The 15,913-nt window shown below is 36.5% G+C and carries 14 protein-coding genes; 11 read left to right on the top strand and 3 right to left on the bottom strand.

Annotated elements, in window-relative coordinates; translation table 11 throughout:
- The first annotated feature begins 97 nt into the window (after positions 1 to 97).
- From dhaL to OEV98_RS03840, 7 genes are all read left to right on the top strand, one after another.
- Positions 98 to 721, top strand: coding sequence for a dihydroxyacetone kinase subunit DhaL (dhaL, locus tag OEV98_RS03870; protein WP_263071885.1), 624 nt, complete (start codon positions 98 to 100; stop codon positions 719 to 721).
- A 2-nt stretch (positions 722 to 723) separates the two neighbouring features.
- Positions 724 to 1,119 (top strand): dihydroxyacetone kinase phosphoryl donor subunit DhaM, encoded by a 396-nt coding sequence (gene dhaM / locus OEV98_RS03865; protein WP_263071884.1) that lies wholly within the window; start codon positions 724 to 726, stop codon positions 1,117 to 1,119.
- Positions 1,120 to 1,536: 417 nt separating this feature from the next.
- A complete protein-coding gene (locus OEV98_RS03860) occupies positions 1,537 to 2,355 on the top strand; it encodes an MIP/aquaporin family protein (protein WP_263071883.1) in 819 nt (272 codons plus the stop codon).
- 24 nt (positions 2,356 to 2,379) lie between these two features.
- Entirely contained in the window at positions 2,380 to 3,870 is a 1,491-nt protein-coding gene (glpK, locus tag OEV98_RS03855; RefSeq protein ID WP_263071882.1) for a glycerol kinase GlpK, read from the top strand.
- A 91-nt stretch (positions 3,871 to 3,961) separates the two neighbouring features.
- Positions 3,962 to 4,507, top strand: a complete 546-nt coding sequence (locus OEV98_RS03850) for a GNAT family N-acetyltransferase (protein ID WP_263071881.1) — start codon at positions 3,962 to 3,964, stop codon at positions 4,505 to 4,507.
- A 237-nt stretch (positions 4,508 to 4,744) separates the two neighbouring features.
- Entirely contained in the window at positions 4,745 to 5,260 is a 516-nt protein-coding gene (locus OEV98_RS03845; protein ID WP_263071880.1) for a type 1 glutamine amidotransferase domain-containing protein, read from the top strand.
- Between the two features lie 169 nt (positions 5,261 to 5,429).
- Positions 5,430 to 5,801, top strand: a complete 372-nt coding sequence (locus tag OEV98_RS03840) for an iron chaperone (protein WP_263071879.1) — start codon at positions 5,430 to 5,432, stop codon at positions 5,799 to 5,801.
- Between the two features lie 92 nt (positions 5,802 to 5,893).
- Here OEV98_RS03840 and OEV98_RS03835 read toward each other — a convergent pair whose 3' ends face one another.
- A complete protein-coding gene (locus OEV98_RS03835) occupies positions 5,894 to 6,814 on the bottom strand; it encodes an MBL fold metallo-hydrolase (protein ID WP_263071878.1) in 921 nt (306 codons plus the stop codon).
- Between the two features lie 477 nt (positions 6,815 to 7,291).
- Between OEV98_RS03835 and OEV98_RS03830 the strand changes: the two genes are divergently transcribed.
- Positions 7,292 to 8,575 (top strand): histidine--tRNA ligase, encoded by a 1,284-nt coding sequence (locus tag OEV98_RS03830; protein WP_263071877.1) that lies wholly within the window; start codon positions 7,292 to 7,294, stop codon positions 8,573 to 8,575.
- Between the two features lie 131 nt (positions 8,576 to 8,706).
- Here OEV98_RS03830 and OEV98_RS03825 read toward each other — a convergent pair whose 3' ends face one another.
- On the bottom strand, positions 8,707 to 11,415 hold the full coding sequence (locus OEV98_RS03825) for a chitobiase/beta-hexosaminidase C-terminal domain-containing protein (RefSeq protein ID WP_263071876.1): 2,709 nt from the start codon (positions 11,413 to 11,415) through the stop codon (positions 8,707 to 8,709).
- Between the two features lie 722 nt (positions 11,416 to 12,137).
- Between OEV98_RS03825 and OEV98_RS03820 the strand changes: the two genes are divergently transcribed.
- Genes OEV98_RS03820 through OEV98_RS03810 form a run of 3 tightly spaced genes read left to right on the top strand, consistent with a single transcriptional unit; the run spans position 12,138 to position 14,473 of the window.
- Positions 12,138 to 12,698: a tyrosine-type recombinase/integrase gene (locus tag OEV98_RS03820; RefSeq protein ID WP_263071875.1), complete on the top strand. Its 561-nt coding sequence runs from the start codon at positions 12,138 to 12,140 to the stop codon at positions 12,696 to 12,698.
- Positions 12,699 to 12,742: 44 nt separating this feature from the next.
- A complete protein-coding gene (locus OEV98_RS03815; RefSeq protein WP_263071874.1) occupies positions 12,743 to 13,237 on the top strand; it encodes a cation:proton antiporter regulatory subunit in 495 nt (164 codons plus the stop codon).
- 9 nt (positions 13,238 to 13,246) lie between these two features.
- On the top strand, positions 13,247 to 14,473 hold the full coding sequence (locus tag OEV98_RS03810; RefSeq protein ID WP_263071873.1) for a cation:proton antiporter: 1,227 nt from the start codon (positions 13,247 to 13,249) through the stop codon (positions 14,471 to 14,473).
- Positions 14,474 to 14,662: 189 nt separating this feature from the next.
- On the opposite strand, the gene OEV98_RS03805 is transcribed toward OEV98_RS03810, so the two are convergent.
- Entirely contained in the window at positions 14,663 to 15,553 is an 891-nt protein-coding gene (locus OEV98_RS03805) for a formylglycine-generating enzyme family protein (RefSeq protein WP_456107217.1), read from the bottom strand.
- Positions 15,554 to 15,913 lie beyond the last annotated feature (360 nt).

Below are 15,913 nucleotides of genomic sequence, written 5' to 3'. Positions count from 1 at the left end.
CCCGAATGGATGCGCGGAGTATACTCAGTCTGCGGGCTACTAATAACTACAATCTATAAGAAAACTACAAAATAAATAAAAACAAGGGGAGGAACAAATGACATTAACAGTGGAAACGGCAATTAAATGGTTGCATTTCGTAAATGAAGAAATACAAGCAAATAAAGAATATTTAACAGATCTCGATCAAGCAATCGGGGATGGCGACCATGGCTTAAACATGGCAAGAGGCTTTCAAGAAGTTTCCCTTAAGCTAAACACTGCGAACTACAATGATTTAGCATCACTCTTTAAAGATGTCGGCATGACATTATTATCAAAGGTTGGCGGAGCTTCTGGCCCACTATATGGAACCGCTTTTATGCGACTATCGATGGCATTAAAGGATAAAAGCAAAGCAACACAATCCGAATTTTCAGAAGGATTGCAGGCTGCCTTAAATGGCTTAAAAATGCGAGGCAAAGCCCAGCTTGGGGATAAAACAATGATTGATGTATGGGAACCAGTAGTGGAATTTTTGAAAAATCATGAGCAGGTTACCGGTAAGCAGCTTGCCGATTTAGCGAAAGAAAAGATGGAAGCAACAAAGGATATTGAGGCAAAAAAAGGACGAGCAGCCTACTTAGGCAAACGATCGATTGGCCATCTTGATCCTGGTGCAGTCTCCTCTTACCTATTATTTTCATCACTAAGTAGAACTTTTTCTGAAGGAGAAATATAAAAATGGATTTTGTTAGTTTAGTATTAATCTCCCATAGTGAAGAAATCGTGGTCGGCTTAAAGAAGCTGATCAACCAAGTCCAACCAAATGTAGCGATTGCTATTGCTGGTGGTGTGGATGGAGAAATTGGCACAAATGTATTTCATATTAAAGAAGCTATTGAATCGGTTCATTCCGAAAAAGGAACAGTTGTCTTCTTTGATCTTGGTAGTGCATTGCTTAATGCAGAAATGGCGATTGAAATGGTGGAAGGCAATGAAAATATTCGGATTGCCGATGCTCCATTATTAGAAGGTGCTTATTTTGCTGCAGTGGAAGCGGGATTCGGACACTCCCTTCGGGAAGTAGTCGCTAGTGGCGAAGCAGCAAAATCCTTTCAAAAGGTTCCAGATCTATAAGCCATTAAGTTGTCAAATAACATTAATAAAACGCTATTTATTGGGCAGGCTGTTATCAAGTTGATTGTTAAATGTTTGAAGAACGGACGGAATGCACATAGACGCTACGAAAAATGGAATGCTCCATCTAAACAAATCTTTAGAAAACAGCCACACATTAAAAATATAGAAAAGTAATCTGTGTACGAAAAATAAATAACTTACTATTTTTCAATAAACAATTGACAACGCTTTCATATTTTGGTAAGCTACTAGTAAGTTAATAATTGTGAGGAGTACGGGAGAACACACAGATTACCTTAAGATGATATTAAGGCTATTTCTGTGTGTTTTTTTATTCGCTATAATCATATATACTTGTTACTATCCTGACAATTATTTACAAATAAATAATCACAATAAGGGAGGAATGTAATTATGTCACCATTTTTAGGGGAAGTTTTAGGTACTGCTGTATTAATTCTTTTCGGTGGCGGCGTTGTGGCCGGTGCCAGTCTAGACAAAACGAAATCAAATGGAGCTGGCTGGGTTGTTATTTCACTGGCTTGGGGTCTTGCTGTTACAATGGGTGTATATGCTTCCGGACAGTTTAGTGGAGCGCATTTAAATCCGGCTGTAACCATTGGGCTGGCGCTTGCAGGTGAATTTGCATGGGCAGATGTACCATCGTATATTTTAGCGCAAATGATTGGTGCATTTATAGGAGCTGCTCTAGTATTCTTCCATTACTATAAACATTTTCAAGCAACTAGTGATCAAGCAACAAAGTTAGGCGTATTTTCAACTGGCCCAGCCATTCGTCATACATTTTCTAACTTAACTTCTGAAATTATCGGGACATTTATTTTAGTATTAGGTATATTATTTATCGGTGCAAATAATTTTACGGAAGGTTTGAATCCGCTTGCAGTTGGTTCATTAATTGTTGTAATCGGTATGGCACTAGGTGGTACAACTGGATATGCGATCAACCCAGCACGTGATCTAGGTCCACGTCTTGCACATGCCCTTTTACCAATTCCGAACAAAGGATCCTCTGATTGGAGTTATTCCTGGATTCCAGTAGTTGGCCCAATTATCGGTGGAGGACTTGGTGCATTAACATACAACGCATTGTTTAAAGGTGAATTTTCCGTATTATTTTGGGTATTTTTACTTGTTACCATAGTGATTATTGTATTATCTATTACAACTAAATCTGAAGAAGCTAATGTAAAAAATAATTTATCTCATTAATAATGAAAAATAGGGGGTATTAGAATGGAAAAGTATATTTTATCGATTGACCAAGGAACAACAAGTTCACGTGCTATTTTATTTAACAAAAAGGGAGAAATCGTCCATAGCTCACAAAAGGAATTCACACAAATTTTCCCGCAACCAGGCTGGGTAGAACATAATGCCAATGAAATTTGGGGCTCTGTGTTAGCGGTAATTGCAGGCGTACTATCGGAATCAGGTGTAAAACCGGAGCAGGTGGCAGGTATTGGGATTACGAACCAACGGGAAACAGCAGTTGTTTGGGATAAAGAAACCGGAAACCCTGTATACAATGCAATTGTTTGGCAATCTCGCCAAACGGCTGGTATTTGTGAAGAGTTGAAGGCAAAAGGATATAATGATCTTTTCAGTGAAAAAACAGGTTTGTTAATTGATGCATATTTCTCTGGCACAAAAGTAAAATGGATTTTAGACAATGTGGAGGGTGCTAGAGAAAAAGCAGATCAAGGAAAATTATTATTTGGTACAATAGATAGTTGGTTGATTTGGAAACTATCTGGCGGTCGTGCACATGTTACTGACTATACGAATGCTTCCCGTACATTAATGTATAATATTTTCGATTTACAATGGGATGATGAGCTATTAGAAATTTTAGGTGTGCCGAAGAGCATGCTTCCTGAAGTTCGTCCATCATCTGATGTGTATGCTAATACTGTCCCACATCATTTCTTCGGTAAGGAAATTCCTATTGCTGGAGTGGCTGGTGACCAGCAGGCAGCATTGTTCGGTCAGGCATGTTATTTAGAAGGAATGGCAAAAAATACTTACGGTACCGGTTGTTTCATGTTGATGAACACAGGTGAAAAAGCTGTACGTTCAGAACATGGACTATTAACAACAATTGCATGGGGATTAGATGGTAAAGTCGAATATGCATTGGAAGGTAGTATTTTCGTAGCAGGATCCGCAATTCAATGGCTACGAGATGGATTGAGAATGTTTAAAGATGCGAAGGACTCTGAAAGCTATGCAGAAAAAGTAGCATCAACAGATGGCGTATATATGGTTCCGGCATTTGTTGGACTTGGAACTCCGTATTGGGATAGTGATGTTCGTGGAGCAGTATTTGGATTAACAAGAGGAACTACGAAGGAGCATTTTGTACGCGCAACTTTAGAATCATTAGCATATCAAACAAAGGATGTATTATCCGCTATGGAAGCAGATTCTGGTATTGCTTTGAAAGCACTACGTGCAGACGGAGGAGCGGTAAAAAATAATTTCCTCATGCAGTTCCAAAGTGATATTTTAAATGCTTCAGTGGAAAGACCAGTAGTAAATGAAACAACAGCACTAGGTGCAGCATATTTAGCTGGTTTAGCGGTAGGCTATTGGGAAAGTAAAGAAGAAATTGCGACCCAATGGGCAGTAGATAAAACATTTGAACCAAAAATGGAAGAAGCAGACCGGGAATCTCTATATGCAGGTTGGAAAAAGGCCGTTCATGCGACAATGGCTTTTAAATAATCGCTAAGTATAAGAAAAAGAAAAGGGCAGCCCAAAGTTAAATCATGACTTTGGGCTGCCCTTTCAATCGATTAAGTAATAAGGAAGTGGTATGTGGATGGAACGAAAAACATTTATTGTAAATAACTTACAATATTTAATTAGGTATGCAGCGGAAAATGATGCAAAGAGCTTGTCTGAGCTAAGATTACAAATTGATGGAGAAACGGAAAATCTAGATAGAGAAAAAGGCGAGGCATACATAGATGAAATAGGCTTTAGAAAACTAATTAATAAGGATACGAAAAGGTCTAATCACCTATTTTTAGTTGCAGAAGTTAATGATAGAATTGTAGGGTTTTCCAGATGTGAAGGGAATCAATTGAAAAGAACCGCACATAAAGTTAAATTCGGTGTTTGTGTGTTAAAGGAGTATTGGGGAAACCGAATTGGTAAAAGTTTATTAAACGAATCGATCTGTTGGGCAGACTCCAATGGAATAAAGAAAATCACATTAAATGTTTTGGAAACAAATGAAAAAGCAATAATGCTTTATAAAAGCTGTGGCTTTGAAGTCGAGGGTATTTTAAAAAATGATAAACTTCTATCCGATGGTACTTACTATAATACGATCGTAATGGGAAGGTTTAATTCTTAACATAAAAGAGTCAATATACTATGATTGAAAAAATGTAGATTTGATTTCCCTCGCCACGTAACCAAAAAATGTTAATAGGATGAAGTCAGGAAAATTGAAATCATAAAATTGGATGATTATACTAAGGAATGTAGTATAGGAAACTACTAACGGTTTCTTTTTCTCTGTCAAGATGGATGAAAATTTCATTTTACGGGGAAGCTATTTTTTGCGAAAAAATATGAAGAGGTGAATACGATGGGTAAAAAGATTGCTGTAGTGTTAACAGATGAATTTGAAGATGTGGAGTTTACATCTCCGGCGAAAGCATATGAGGAAGCTGGCCATCAAGTTACCGTCATTGAGAAGGAAAAAGGAAAAACAATCGTAGGGAAACATGGCGAAAAGGTTTCTGTTGATGCTTCAATCGATGAAGTGAAACCAGAGGACTTTGATGCATTATTGATTCCTGGAGGATTTTCTCCTGATTTATTACGTGATGATGATCGATTTGTCGCTTTCGCGAAAGCATTTATGGATGCGAAAAAGCCTGTATTCGCTATTTGTCATGGCCCACAATTACTTATTACGGCTAAATCACTAGAAGGTCGGAAGGTTACTGGGTATAAATCAATTAAAGTAGATCTTGAATATGCAGGTGCAAATTATGTTGATGAAGAGGTAGTTGTTTGCTGTAATCAATTGGTGACAAGTAGAACACCAGATGATCTACCAGCATTCAATCGTGAATCATTAGCTGTACTTGCGAAGTAATAATTACATGCTATAAAGGAATTTGACATTTTATAAAATAGGACCTAACTTAAGCTAGTAATTTTAATTGCTTAGGTTAGGTCTTTTTCAATTGCTGAAATTGGTTGTGATTGTATTGGGGAGCTGTTAATTTTAATAGAGAAATAAATGACATAATGGAGGGGGAACGATGGAAATTTTCGGAAAATTTATTGGGCAGATTGATAACCAACAGCATCGTGCACGAACGGAAGCGGTTTTAGGTTGGGTTGCTAAGGAATTTCCAAATTTAATGCCAATCATTAAATGGAATCAGCCGATGTTTACGGATCATGGTACATATATCATTGGTTTTAGTGTTTCGAAGCATCATTTGGCTGTTGCCCCTGAATTGGCAGGGATTAACTACTTTTCTGAGCAAATTATGGCTTCTGGCTATGAGCACAGTAAGCAGCTAATCCGGATGCCATGGGATCGACCAGTTGATTATGATTTACTAAAAAAAATAATAGAATTTAATATGATGGACAAGGCAGAATGTACAACCTTTTGGAGGAAATGAAAAATGGGTATTTAATCCGTTCTCATTTGCTTTATTGCCTTCTATGTTTGTTTTTCAAGCTTATTCTTGTTGGCTTTGAATACTAGTAGTATTCAAAGCCAGTATGTTTCACCAATGCGCAATTTTATTAATTGAGAAGCATCTAAATGTAGTCTTCCCCATTCTGCTTCTAATCTTGAAATGGCCGCTTGGCCAGTATCGTCTGCCAAGTGATAGGTTCCATAATGCATCGGGATAAATTGTTTCCCTTTTAATTCTAAAAATGCCTTTACTGCATCTTCAGGGGTTATATGGCTTTCCTTCATAAACCATTCTGGCTCATAGGCACCAATAGGCATTAGTACTGTTTGGATGGAAAATTTTTTTGCAATCTCTTGGAAGCCACGAAAATAGCCTGTATCTCCTACAAAGTAAATAGAATGCTCTTTATTTTCTATAATCCAGCCGCCCCAATGAGACGTGTTTGTATCTGTTAATGTTCGTTTCGTCCAATGCTGTGCTGGCACAAATGAAAACCTTACATTACTATGCTCAAACGAATCATACCAATTGCTCTCCATCACCTTTTTATATCCTCGCCTTTTAAAAGCATGACCTAATCCAACGGGAACATAATAGGTTGGATCACCTTTCAATTTTTTTATCGTAGGAAAATCTAAATGATCATAATGCCCATGCGATATTAATACAACATCGATTTCAGGTAAGGCAGCAAGTTCTATTCCTGGTTCAGTTAAGCGTTTCTGAAAACCCATGCGCTTTGCCCAGACTGGATCGGTAACCATATTGACACCATTCATTTGTATGAAAAAGGTAGAATGCCCAATCCAAGTGATAGAAGGCTGCATCCGATTGCTATTTAATTTCTCTATTTCCTTAAATGGTGCCTGCTCTATTTTGATATGAAGATCCTTTTTATTGTTTCTGCGCTCCTTCTGCCAACGGTAAAGATCAGCAAATGTTTTTTTAGTACTGACGTTATCTAAATTGGTAAAGCGTGTTTTTCGTGTCATCATTTACCTCCAATAATCAATGGTACGTTCAAAGGATGAACGTAAGATATGTAGGTGAGTTTGGCATAAGCTAGGATTTCTAGTTATAATGTAACATTTTTAAATGTAGCTATATAAGTATATTGAATCAGATTCGAATAGGTTTGTAGATTTTTTTAGTTGCAGAGACTATCGAAAGACAAAAATGGCCAACAGAGACATAAATAATTTCTCTACTTATCTTAAATGAAATAAAAATATTGAAATAACCACATCAAGTATGGTAAAGTAGTTCAAAATTAGAGGTGAAAACAATGCTAGCTTTTCTTACAATTCTTTCATTGGCACAATTTCATCATCATATGAACTAGCTTTGCTATTCGATTTTAAAAAAAATCGTAAATAGGAAGGCTATTACTCATGAAACCGCATGGATAAAGTGAAAAACTTTAATCTAGAGCGGTTTTTTATTTTATCTAAATAATTGGAGGGAAAAAAATGAAAAAAATCGCTTATCAAAATGTAAAAGGAACACAAGATTATTTACCAAATGCAGAGGTAATAAGAAGAAGCATTAGAAGGACGCTGGAGGATACATTTATTCAATACGGCTGCAAGCCTTTAGAAACGCCAATTTTGAATTATACCGAGCTGCTTGCCTCCAAGTATGGTGGTGGGGCGGAAATATTGAAGGAGATGTATACTTTAACAGATAGAGGAGAGCGAGATTTGGCTTTACGCTATGATCTAACGATTCCGTTTGCTAAAGTAGTTGCAATGAATCCAACTTTACGAATGCCCTTTAAACGATATGAGATTGGGAAGGTTTTTCGTGATGGACCAATTAAAGCAGGACGTTTTCGTGAATTTACCCAATGTGATGTCGATATTGTTGGCGTCGAATCGCAAGTAGCGGAAGCAGAGCTAATGATGATGGCAGTCGATGCTTTTCGGAAATTAGACTTAGAGGTTGTTATTCAATATAACAATCGGAAACTATTAATTGGGATGCTAGAGGTTTTTAATACCCCTGTGGATAAAATTAATAGTGTCGTGTTGATTTTAGATAAGCTAGAAAAAGTTGGAGAGGCAGCGGTTATTTCGGAGCTGATGGAACAAGGACTTTCTTCTACTACTGTCCAGTCAATTAACCGATTTTTTAATGATAAAAAAAATACTCGTTTTGCGTACTTTGCACCTTTTGCTAAACAAAATCAGCTTGTTCAACAAGGATTGCAAGAATTGCAGGAGCTAGAAGCATATTTAGCATACCTTGATGTAAAAGATCAATGTGTATTTCAGCCATTTTTAGCAAGAGGACTAGAAATTTATACGGGGACGATTTATGAAGTGTTTTTAGCAGATAAAACGATTAAGTCGAGCATAGGGAGCGGGGGCAGATACGACTATGCGATTGGTGGGTTAATGGGAACAGGTGAAAAATTCTCTACTGTTGGTATTTCCTTTGGTTTGGATGTCATTTATACTGCTATTGCTTCAAAGGAAAACAAACAGGAAGAATCGACTGTCGATTTTTACATTATCCCAATCAATACTTGGAAGGAATCATTATTCGCAGCGGCAACGTTAAGAAAACAAGGCTTTACCGTTGAATTGGAGCTGGGAAATAAAAAGCTCGGTAAAGCGTTGGATAGAGCTAACAAAGAGAAGATTCAAAACGTGATAATTATTGGCGAGGAGGAAGTAAAAAACAATCAATGGAAAATCAAGAATATGATAACAGGGGAGGAGCGAGAAGAATATTTTCTTTTTAATAAATAAGCTAGTTATGCAAAAATATAGCATTAATTGGTTGCTAGAGGCGGGAATCGGCTGCATGATGAATTGTACTCTATATGGTGGAAAAGGATAGAAAAAGCCTTTGCCCTATGAAATAGGACAAAGGCGAGATTTTAATGCTTCCCTTTTTTATTTATATCTGGAACGTTGTTCGCAAATGATTGACCTATAAAAATATTATCTAGATGATATACACCCGTATCATCGAATGCAATTCGAATTTCTACTATCTTTGACATATCGGCATCCCCTGTAAGCGAGTTAAGAAGGACATGGATTTTTGACCATTCTCCAGAACGGGCAGTTGTGTTTGCCTGCGTTTTTCCGGATGATTGGTTTCCATTTTTATCGATTACTGTGATTGTAGCTATTTGATTTTCTCCAGTTTGCTGATACACATCCACCATTAAATATTTTGGGTAGGAATTTTTTGCATCAGAAAGATCAAACGTCTTTTTGTCCGGAGCCATTAAACTGAAATAGTTTTCGCTCGTATCGCTACTAGCGGTAATTTCTAATTTAACGGATGCTTCTCCTGCAGATTTATTAGTGACATCTAAAGAAGCAGCAACAGTTTCCCCTGTAACAAATTCAGTATTTGCATCTAATCCTTCAAAATTTGCAAGTAAACTCCGTTCATCACTTTCTCTCATGGCAGGGCTAGCATAGTTACGTAAAATATCGGCAAAATAATCGTTTCGAGTATATGCCTGCGTTGTACTAATGCTACTCCACTTTTCCTTAATTACTTCGAAACTATCATTATAAATATTTACTCGTTCTGGTTCACCAGTATATAATCCCCAGCTAGTGCCATTTCCCGTTGCCTTATATGTCCAAGTGGAGTAGCTCCATCCTTGTTCTTCAAAAACTTTTAATGCATAATCCCAGCTTTGGATGTTATTAAACATCGTAAATTCGCCTACATATAGAGGCACATCATAATTTGCTGCATTCACTAATTTTACCTTTGAATCGATAAAATTCTTTTGGGAACTGAAGCTGTCAATATTATCCCAGTTATAAAAATGATAGGAATATGCTACATTTTCCCAATGATATAATTCAGGATTTGGTAGGTTTGCTGGATCCCAAATTGCCTCAATAAAGAGGACATGGTTCGTATCTACACTACGAACAGCTTGGTAAAGCTGATCATAAAATGTAAATTGCTCGATACCAGATGCACCACCTGGTTCATTTAACAAATCATAGCCTGCCACATATTTTTCATCTTTATATCGTTTCGCTATTTCAGTCCAGAGATAGATGGTTTTTTTCATATTTTCTTCATTTCCATAGAGATTACCTTTATCTGGATAGGTAATATCACCGGAATGATCCTTCCCATTTTGAGAGCCAGGTGCTCCATGCATATCGAGAATAACATATAACTTCCGTTTGGAAGCCTCTTTTATAAACCAATCCAATCGCTTAAAGGCAGATTCCTTCAAGGTTCCATCCTCATTTAACATATCAAAATAGGTAAATGGTAGACGAACCGAATTCATCCCCTCTGCTTTTAGATTGTCAAAATCATCCTTCGTCCAATAATGATCCTGATACACATCTAGTAGCTCCCAGGCAGCATCCTCCCCAAAACGGTCAGTTAACGTATTAATCGTTGTTAATAGGTCAGGAGAGTCGGTAGGTGTCATCCATTGTTCCATGACAAGCCAGCCACCAGCATTTGTTCCGCGTAAAACTACTTCATCCCCAGAACCAAAATTGGTGCGCAATGTTTTTCCATTTGCTTTTAAAAATGGCGTCGTTTTTTTCGAAATGGTATAGGTAAATACCGATACATCACTTTGAATACCGTCTTTTATCGTAATCGCTTTCAAAGTGGTGTGTTTCGAAATCGTAATCGGTGCTGTATATTCCTTTGATGACACAGTTGGCGTACTACCATCGAGCGTATAATAGATTTTTGCATCGGAAACGATTGTCGATAAAGAAACGACTTGCGGCTCTGCATAAGTGCCGGAAATTGGCGTTGCCATCGGTTTTTGCGAATCACTATCAGTATGAACAATGTATTCATACGTACTGACATCACTATAACTATCGTAGTCAGGATTGTAGACAACAGCCTTCAAAGTAGTGTTATTGTCAAATCTTAATAATCCACTATACTGTGTGGAAGATTTATCTGGTGTGCTACCATCCGTTGTATAAAAAATTGGGAAGTTAGAATGCTGTGATTTTACTTCTACCACAACATAATCTTCATATTCACCAGATGGTGTTGCCGTCGGTGCCACTAATGGCACTGGCGGATTTTTAGTAGAAAAGTAGATATCATCAATATAATATACACCACTGTTCCATTGGCCAATTCTAACCTCGGAAACATTTGCCAAATCAATGCCACTGAAATTACTTAAAGGTATTTGATAATATACCCATGTATTCTTTGTCGTACTTGGCGATTGCCATCCGAAAGAAGTTGATTTTCCAGATGCATCTGTTAATGACACTTTGATTGTATTCGATCCTTGTGTATCATTAATGGAAAAAATTAAATACTTCATAGCCGAAGCATCGACAGCACCATCTTTGGCAGCAATACTTATGCTTCCCGCGGTTTCATTCGGATCGCCACTAGCTAATACTTCATACTTAAGCGAGTTGTTACCGCTAAATACATCTTCACTAGTTATAGTACCTCTTGTATTTGCTGTTTCTGAGAAGATTGGGCTGTCCCCTTCAAAATCTTGGAATAAAACGTCACCCTCCGAAATTTCTGCATGAATTGGTGCAGGAATTAAGGAAATGATTAATAGTAAAGATAAAAAAATCGGGAATACTCTTTTCTTCATATTTAATTACACCTTCTTTATTTAGTATTTGTAATAGAGTAAGACGTAAAAAAGAATTGCACGTTAAACTTTATGTAAAGCGACCACCCCCTTAAAGCAAAGGATATAATAAAAAATAAAAACGTTTTTATTTTTTGGAAAATAAGGATAGAATTTTATTTAGCTGAAAAACAAATGAGTTTACTTCAATCATTAGTTACATAGAAAACTACTATTTTATAAAAATCTGGAAAAGAAATTCCATTATTCTTGTATTTTAATTATGCGATGAAAAAAATAACCGATTAAAAGCAGGAAAACACATAAGAATCGAGTATAAAAACGTTTTTATTTTTGTTAAAAAGTAACCAATTCTCATAAAGAAAATCGGTTCAATAAGTAATGAGGGTTGTTAGTTAAACAGAATTTGAATACTTTCAATAAAGTACTCAATAAACTTAAAATACCACTAAATGTAATCGTTTTCAATAATATTTTAAAAAACATTTCGACTTTTTTCGCCAAATCATTTGCTAGGTTTGTAGAATGGGTACACTATATGGGTGGAAATAGATTAGAAGTAGTTTCTGCTGCAATAAGTTACTGCCAAATAGCTCCTCCTTTATTTTTTATAGTGGATGAATACCACCATGTTTACTTTTTATCGAGGGATATCATTTGTATGTTACAAAACAATATAATATAATAGTATTAAGTAACATTAATTTAAGGAGAGTTTTCAGATGGAATATGTGGAAGCACTTAGAGATACAAAACAAATCGATGCGATAAAGAGATATTTAAAGAAACATTCTGAGCGGGACTATGTACTATTTGTCATGGGGATTAATACAGGGTTAAAAATTACCGAGTTGTTGGAGATAAAGGTAGGCAATGTTATGGATGCAAATGGAAACTTTCATGAGTTCTATACCTTGCCTTTAAAAGACGGTGCCCAGGAAATTTATCTTAATAGTAAAGTGAAAAGAGCTGTACTACCTTATGTCCTTTCACATGATCTGCAACCAGACGATTATTTATACCAATCCCCAAAAACAAAGAAGCCTATCACTCGCCAACAAGCGTATCGGATCATCCATCAAGCAGCAGAGGAGGTTGGAATTCCAGGGAAAATTGGCACCAACTCGATGAGGAAAACATTTGGATTCCATGCATATAAACGCGGCGTTGCAATTTCCTTACTGCAAAAGCACTTTCACCATTCATCGCGGTCAGAAACATTAAAATATATTGGTATCTCTAAGGAAGATAATTTGAAAGCGAAAATTGATGTAAATCTTTAATCCTTAAATTTATTACTGACAATTTTAAAGGAGGAAAAGGGAAGATGAATATTCGAGAAAGTGAACTTCCAGGAATTGGATATAAGTTTGAAATTATTACGAAAAACCAAGATAAGCTAGTTATTGTCATTCATGATGATGGAAGAAGAGAAATTTATCATTTTGATGCAGCAGATTATGAAGAAGTTGTTAGTAATGTGACATTAAATGATGAGGAAGCTAGACAAATTGCAGGGATTTTAGGTGGAATGTCCTATAAACCGAAAGCATTAGAAACAGTAGACTTTGCTTTTGACGACATCATTATCGAATGGTACCAAGTGGAACCGAATGCACCTGCTGTTAATCAAACAATTGGAGAGCTGGACATTAGAAATAACTATAGTGTAACAGTAATCGCGATAAAGAAAAAGAATGAGAAAAAAACAAACTATCCTGGTCCAGATACAGTGATTGAAACAGGCGATACATTAGTTGTTTCAGGAGAAAGACATCAAATAAAAAATTTAATAAACCGTTTATTATGTGGGAAGGGGTAATGAATATAGATGAATCATTTAGTATTAGAGGTTGGTACAGCACTTGTCTTGGTTGCTGTCGGATCAATTATTGCCAACAAACTTAAGTTTTCGATTATTCCTTTCTTAATTGTCCTTGGGATGATCGTTGGTCCACACGCACCATCATTTGGTATTATTGATTTAACTTTTATTGAAAGTGACGAGATTATTCATTTCTTAGGACGTATTGGGGTTCTATTTCTATTATTCTATTTAGGCTTAGAGTTCTCCGTTGGGAAGCTGATGAAATCTGGGAAAAATATTGTCGTCGGTGGAAGCATCTATGTGGCGATAAACTTTGTATTAGGATTAGCATATGGATTTTTGACAGGGATGGAATGGATGGAAATCCTCATTATTGCTGGTCTAGTCAGTGTATCCTCTAGTGCCATTGTTGCGAAAGTTTTAGTTGACTTAAAACGAACGGCAAATCCAGAAACAGAGCTTATATTAGGTATTATTTTATTTGACGATATATTTTTAGCTCTATTTTTAACGACAATGTCTGGAATTTTACTTGCAGGTTCAACCTCCGTCCTTGGAATTATTACTTCCGTTCTTATTTCGGTAGGCTATATGCTCCTATTTTTTATCATCGCCCGCAAAGGTGCACCATTATTGAACAAATGGCTAAATATTAAATCAGACGAGATTTTTATTATTGTGATCTTTGCTATTTTATTTTTTGTTGCTGGTTTCTCAGAGACACTTCACGTTGCTGAAGCAATTGGTGCATTGCTATTAGGGTTAGTATTTTCTGAAACAGAGCATCGAGATAGAATTGAGCATTTAGTTGTTCCGTTTCGAGATTTCTTTGGCGCAGTATTTTTCTTTAGTTTTGGATTAAGTATTGATCCTTCGACATTAGTGGATGCGATTTGGTTAGCTTTAGGTGCGGCAGCTATTACTATTATAGGAAATTTTGTTGCAGGGTTGATTTCTGGAAGAAGAGCAGGATTATCCCATAAAGCTTCTACTAATATCGGATTAACGATAATGGCTAGAGGAGAGTTTTCTATTATTGTAGCGAATTTAGGGATAACTGCAGGATTAAATTCGATATTAACACCTTTTACCGCTCTGTATGTCCTCATTTTGGCAATTGCTGGTCCACTATTAACGAAAGAAAGTAAGCCGATTTATAAATTTTTAAATAAGATTTTCAAGTGGAGTATGGAGAGAGAAAAGAAAAAAATAGAAGTCCCGGGAAATTGAAGGAAATAAATAACCAAATCAATTAATAGATTAATAACGGTAGAAGTCCAAAATATACAAGCCATTAACCCTGTTGCTTGCATATTTTGGACTTTTATTATTAAGCAGGTGTTGTTTATTACTATGTATAAATAACTGGCAGACTATAAACTATGCTTTCCCGAATTCAAGTTAAAGATCGAAATATTGTTACACTCCATTCATTACACAGCGGAAACCTATATTCCCAGTTGCACTTTCTACGGTGTTGCTTGTTCTAGCGGAGACGCGATAACGATTGCAATAGGAATCATGGCAAAGATACGAACCACCTCGCATTGTTTTGAAAATATGCGGAGGTTCAAATTGTAAGCTTTGCTTCGGAGGTGCAAATTTTTCATGAAAATCATTTTGGCACCATTCCCATACATTGCCGGCTAAATTATAAATTCCGTAATTATTTGCCTCGAAGCTATCGACTGGTGCAGTACTAATGTATCCGTCTGCTTTTGAATTCTTGATTGGAAATGTCCCTTGCCATATATTACATTTATGGATCCCATTAGGTGTTAGCTCATCTCCCCACGGGTATCGGTTCCCATCAAGTCCACCTCTTGCAGCAAATTCCCACTCGATTTCAGTAGGTAATCTTTTTCCCGACCATTTACAGTAAGCAATTGCATCATTCCATGAAATATGGATTACTGGATGATTTTCTCTGCCAATGGTGGAAGAACCAGGACCTTCTGGCATGTGCCAGCAAGCTTTTTCCACTGCTAGCCACCAAGGGGTTTGTGATGGAGCGGGACTGTTTCGCTTCAACTTTTCTGGGAGAAGTAAATGGAATACATAGGACCATCCATATTTTTCTGATTCGGTAATGTAACCAGTTTCCTCAACGAATTTTTGAAATTGTGCATTCGTTACTGCAAAAGTATCGATGTAAAAAGGTTCCACCGTAACAACCGTTACTGGCCCTTCTGAATCCTTCTGAAATCCTTCGTTAAAGTGGTCACCCATTGAATAGCTACCACCTTCTAAATAAATCATGTTTTCTAGATTCGCTTTTGAAATAGTAGCACTATCGAATACGGATTTCATTTGATTGCTATTTCTCTCATTCTTCGGGATACAGCAATCGTTGCTATTTGGAATAGTAATATTTTTCGATGCTGGTTTACAGCATTCCTGACTCATTTTGAAAACCCCTTTAAAAGTATACAATTTGTTTATTACTCGGAAAAACTGTTGAAAACGGATTCATGGATTGATATAATTTATTCTAATTGAAACGTTTCGACAAAACAACAATAATTGTAAAAAATGAAGAAAGTAATACTTGAAAATTTTGCCCAACTTTTTTTAAGGCTGTTTTCTAAGATTAGTTGTTATTTATGTGATGGGGTTAACTGCATTTTTTACATAAATGGAAGTATGGGTAATTATTATAGAAACAAGGTG

This window comes from Perspicuibacillus lycopersici (genome assembly GCF_025660475.1).
In the GTDB taxonomy this organism is placed as follows: Bacteria; Bacillota; Bacilli; order Bacillales; family Caldibacillaceae; genus Perspicuibacillus; species Perspicuibacillus lycopersici.
This window is presented reverse-complemented; position numbering and strand designations above follow the sequence as displayed.

What these genes read in the sequence shown, in the direction of transcription:
- dhaL (WP_263071885.1), top strand. Translation starts at nt 98, where the DNA reads ATGACATTAACAGTGGAAACGGCAATTAAATGGTTGCATTTCGTAAAT.
- dhaM (WP_263071884.1), top strand. Translation starts at nt 724, where the DNA reads ATGGATTTTGTTAGTTTAGTATTAATCTCCCATAGTGAAGAAATCGTG.
- OEV98_RS03860 (WP_263071883.1), top strand. Translation starts at nt 1,537, where the DNA reads ATGTCACCATTTTTAGGGGAAGTTTTAGGTACTGCTGTATTAATTCTT.
- glpK (WP_263071882.1), top strand. Translation starts at nt 2,380, where the DNA reads ATGGAAAAGTATATTTTATCGATTGACCAAGGAACAACAAGTTCACGT.
- OEV98_RS03850 (WP_263071881.1), top strand. Translation starts at nt 3,962, where the DNA reads ATGTGGATGGAACGAAAAACATTTATTGTAAATAACTTACAATATTTA.
- OEV98_RS03845 (WP_263071880.1), top strand. Translation starts at nt 4,745, where the DNA reads ATGGGTAAAAAGATTGCTGTAGTGTTAACAGATGAATTTGAAGATGTG.
- OEV98_RS03840 (WP_263071879.1), top strand. Translation starts at nt 5,430, where the DNA reads ATGGAAATTTTCGGAAAATTTATTGGGCAGATTGATAACCAACAGCAT.
- OEV98_RS03835 (WP_263071878.1), bottom strand. Translation starts at nt 6,814, where the DNA reads ATGACACGAAAAACACGCTTTACCAATTTAGATAACGTCAGTACTAAA.
- OEV98_RS03830 (WP_263071877.1), top strand. Translation starts at nt 7,292, where the DNA reads ATGAAAAAAATCGCTTATCAAAATGTAAAAGGAACACAAGATTATTTA.
- OEV98_RS03825 (WP_263071876.1), bottom strand. Translation starts at nt 11,415, where the DNA reads ATGAAGAAAAGAGTATTCCCGATTTTTTTATCTTTACTATTAATCATT.
- OEV98_RS03820 (WP_263071875.1), top strand. Translation starts at nt 12,138, where the DNA reads ATGGAATATGTGGAAGCACTTAGAGATACAAAACAAATCGATGCGATA.
- OEV98_RS03815 (WP_263071874.1), top strand. Translation starts at nt 12,743, where the DNA reads ATGAATATTCGAGAAAGTGAACTTCCAGGAATTGGATATAAGTTTGAA.
- OEV98_RS03810 (WP_263071873.1), top strand. Translation starts at nt 13,247, where the DNA reads ATGAATCATTTAGTATTAGAGGTTGGTACAGCACTTGTCTTGGTTGCT.
- OEV98_RS03805 (WP_456107217.1), bottom strand. Translation starts at nt 15,553, where the DNA reads ATGAAATCCGTATTCGATAGTGCTACTATTTCAAAAGCGAATCTAGAA.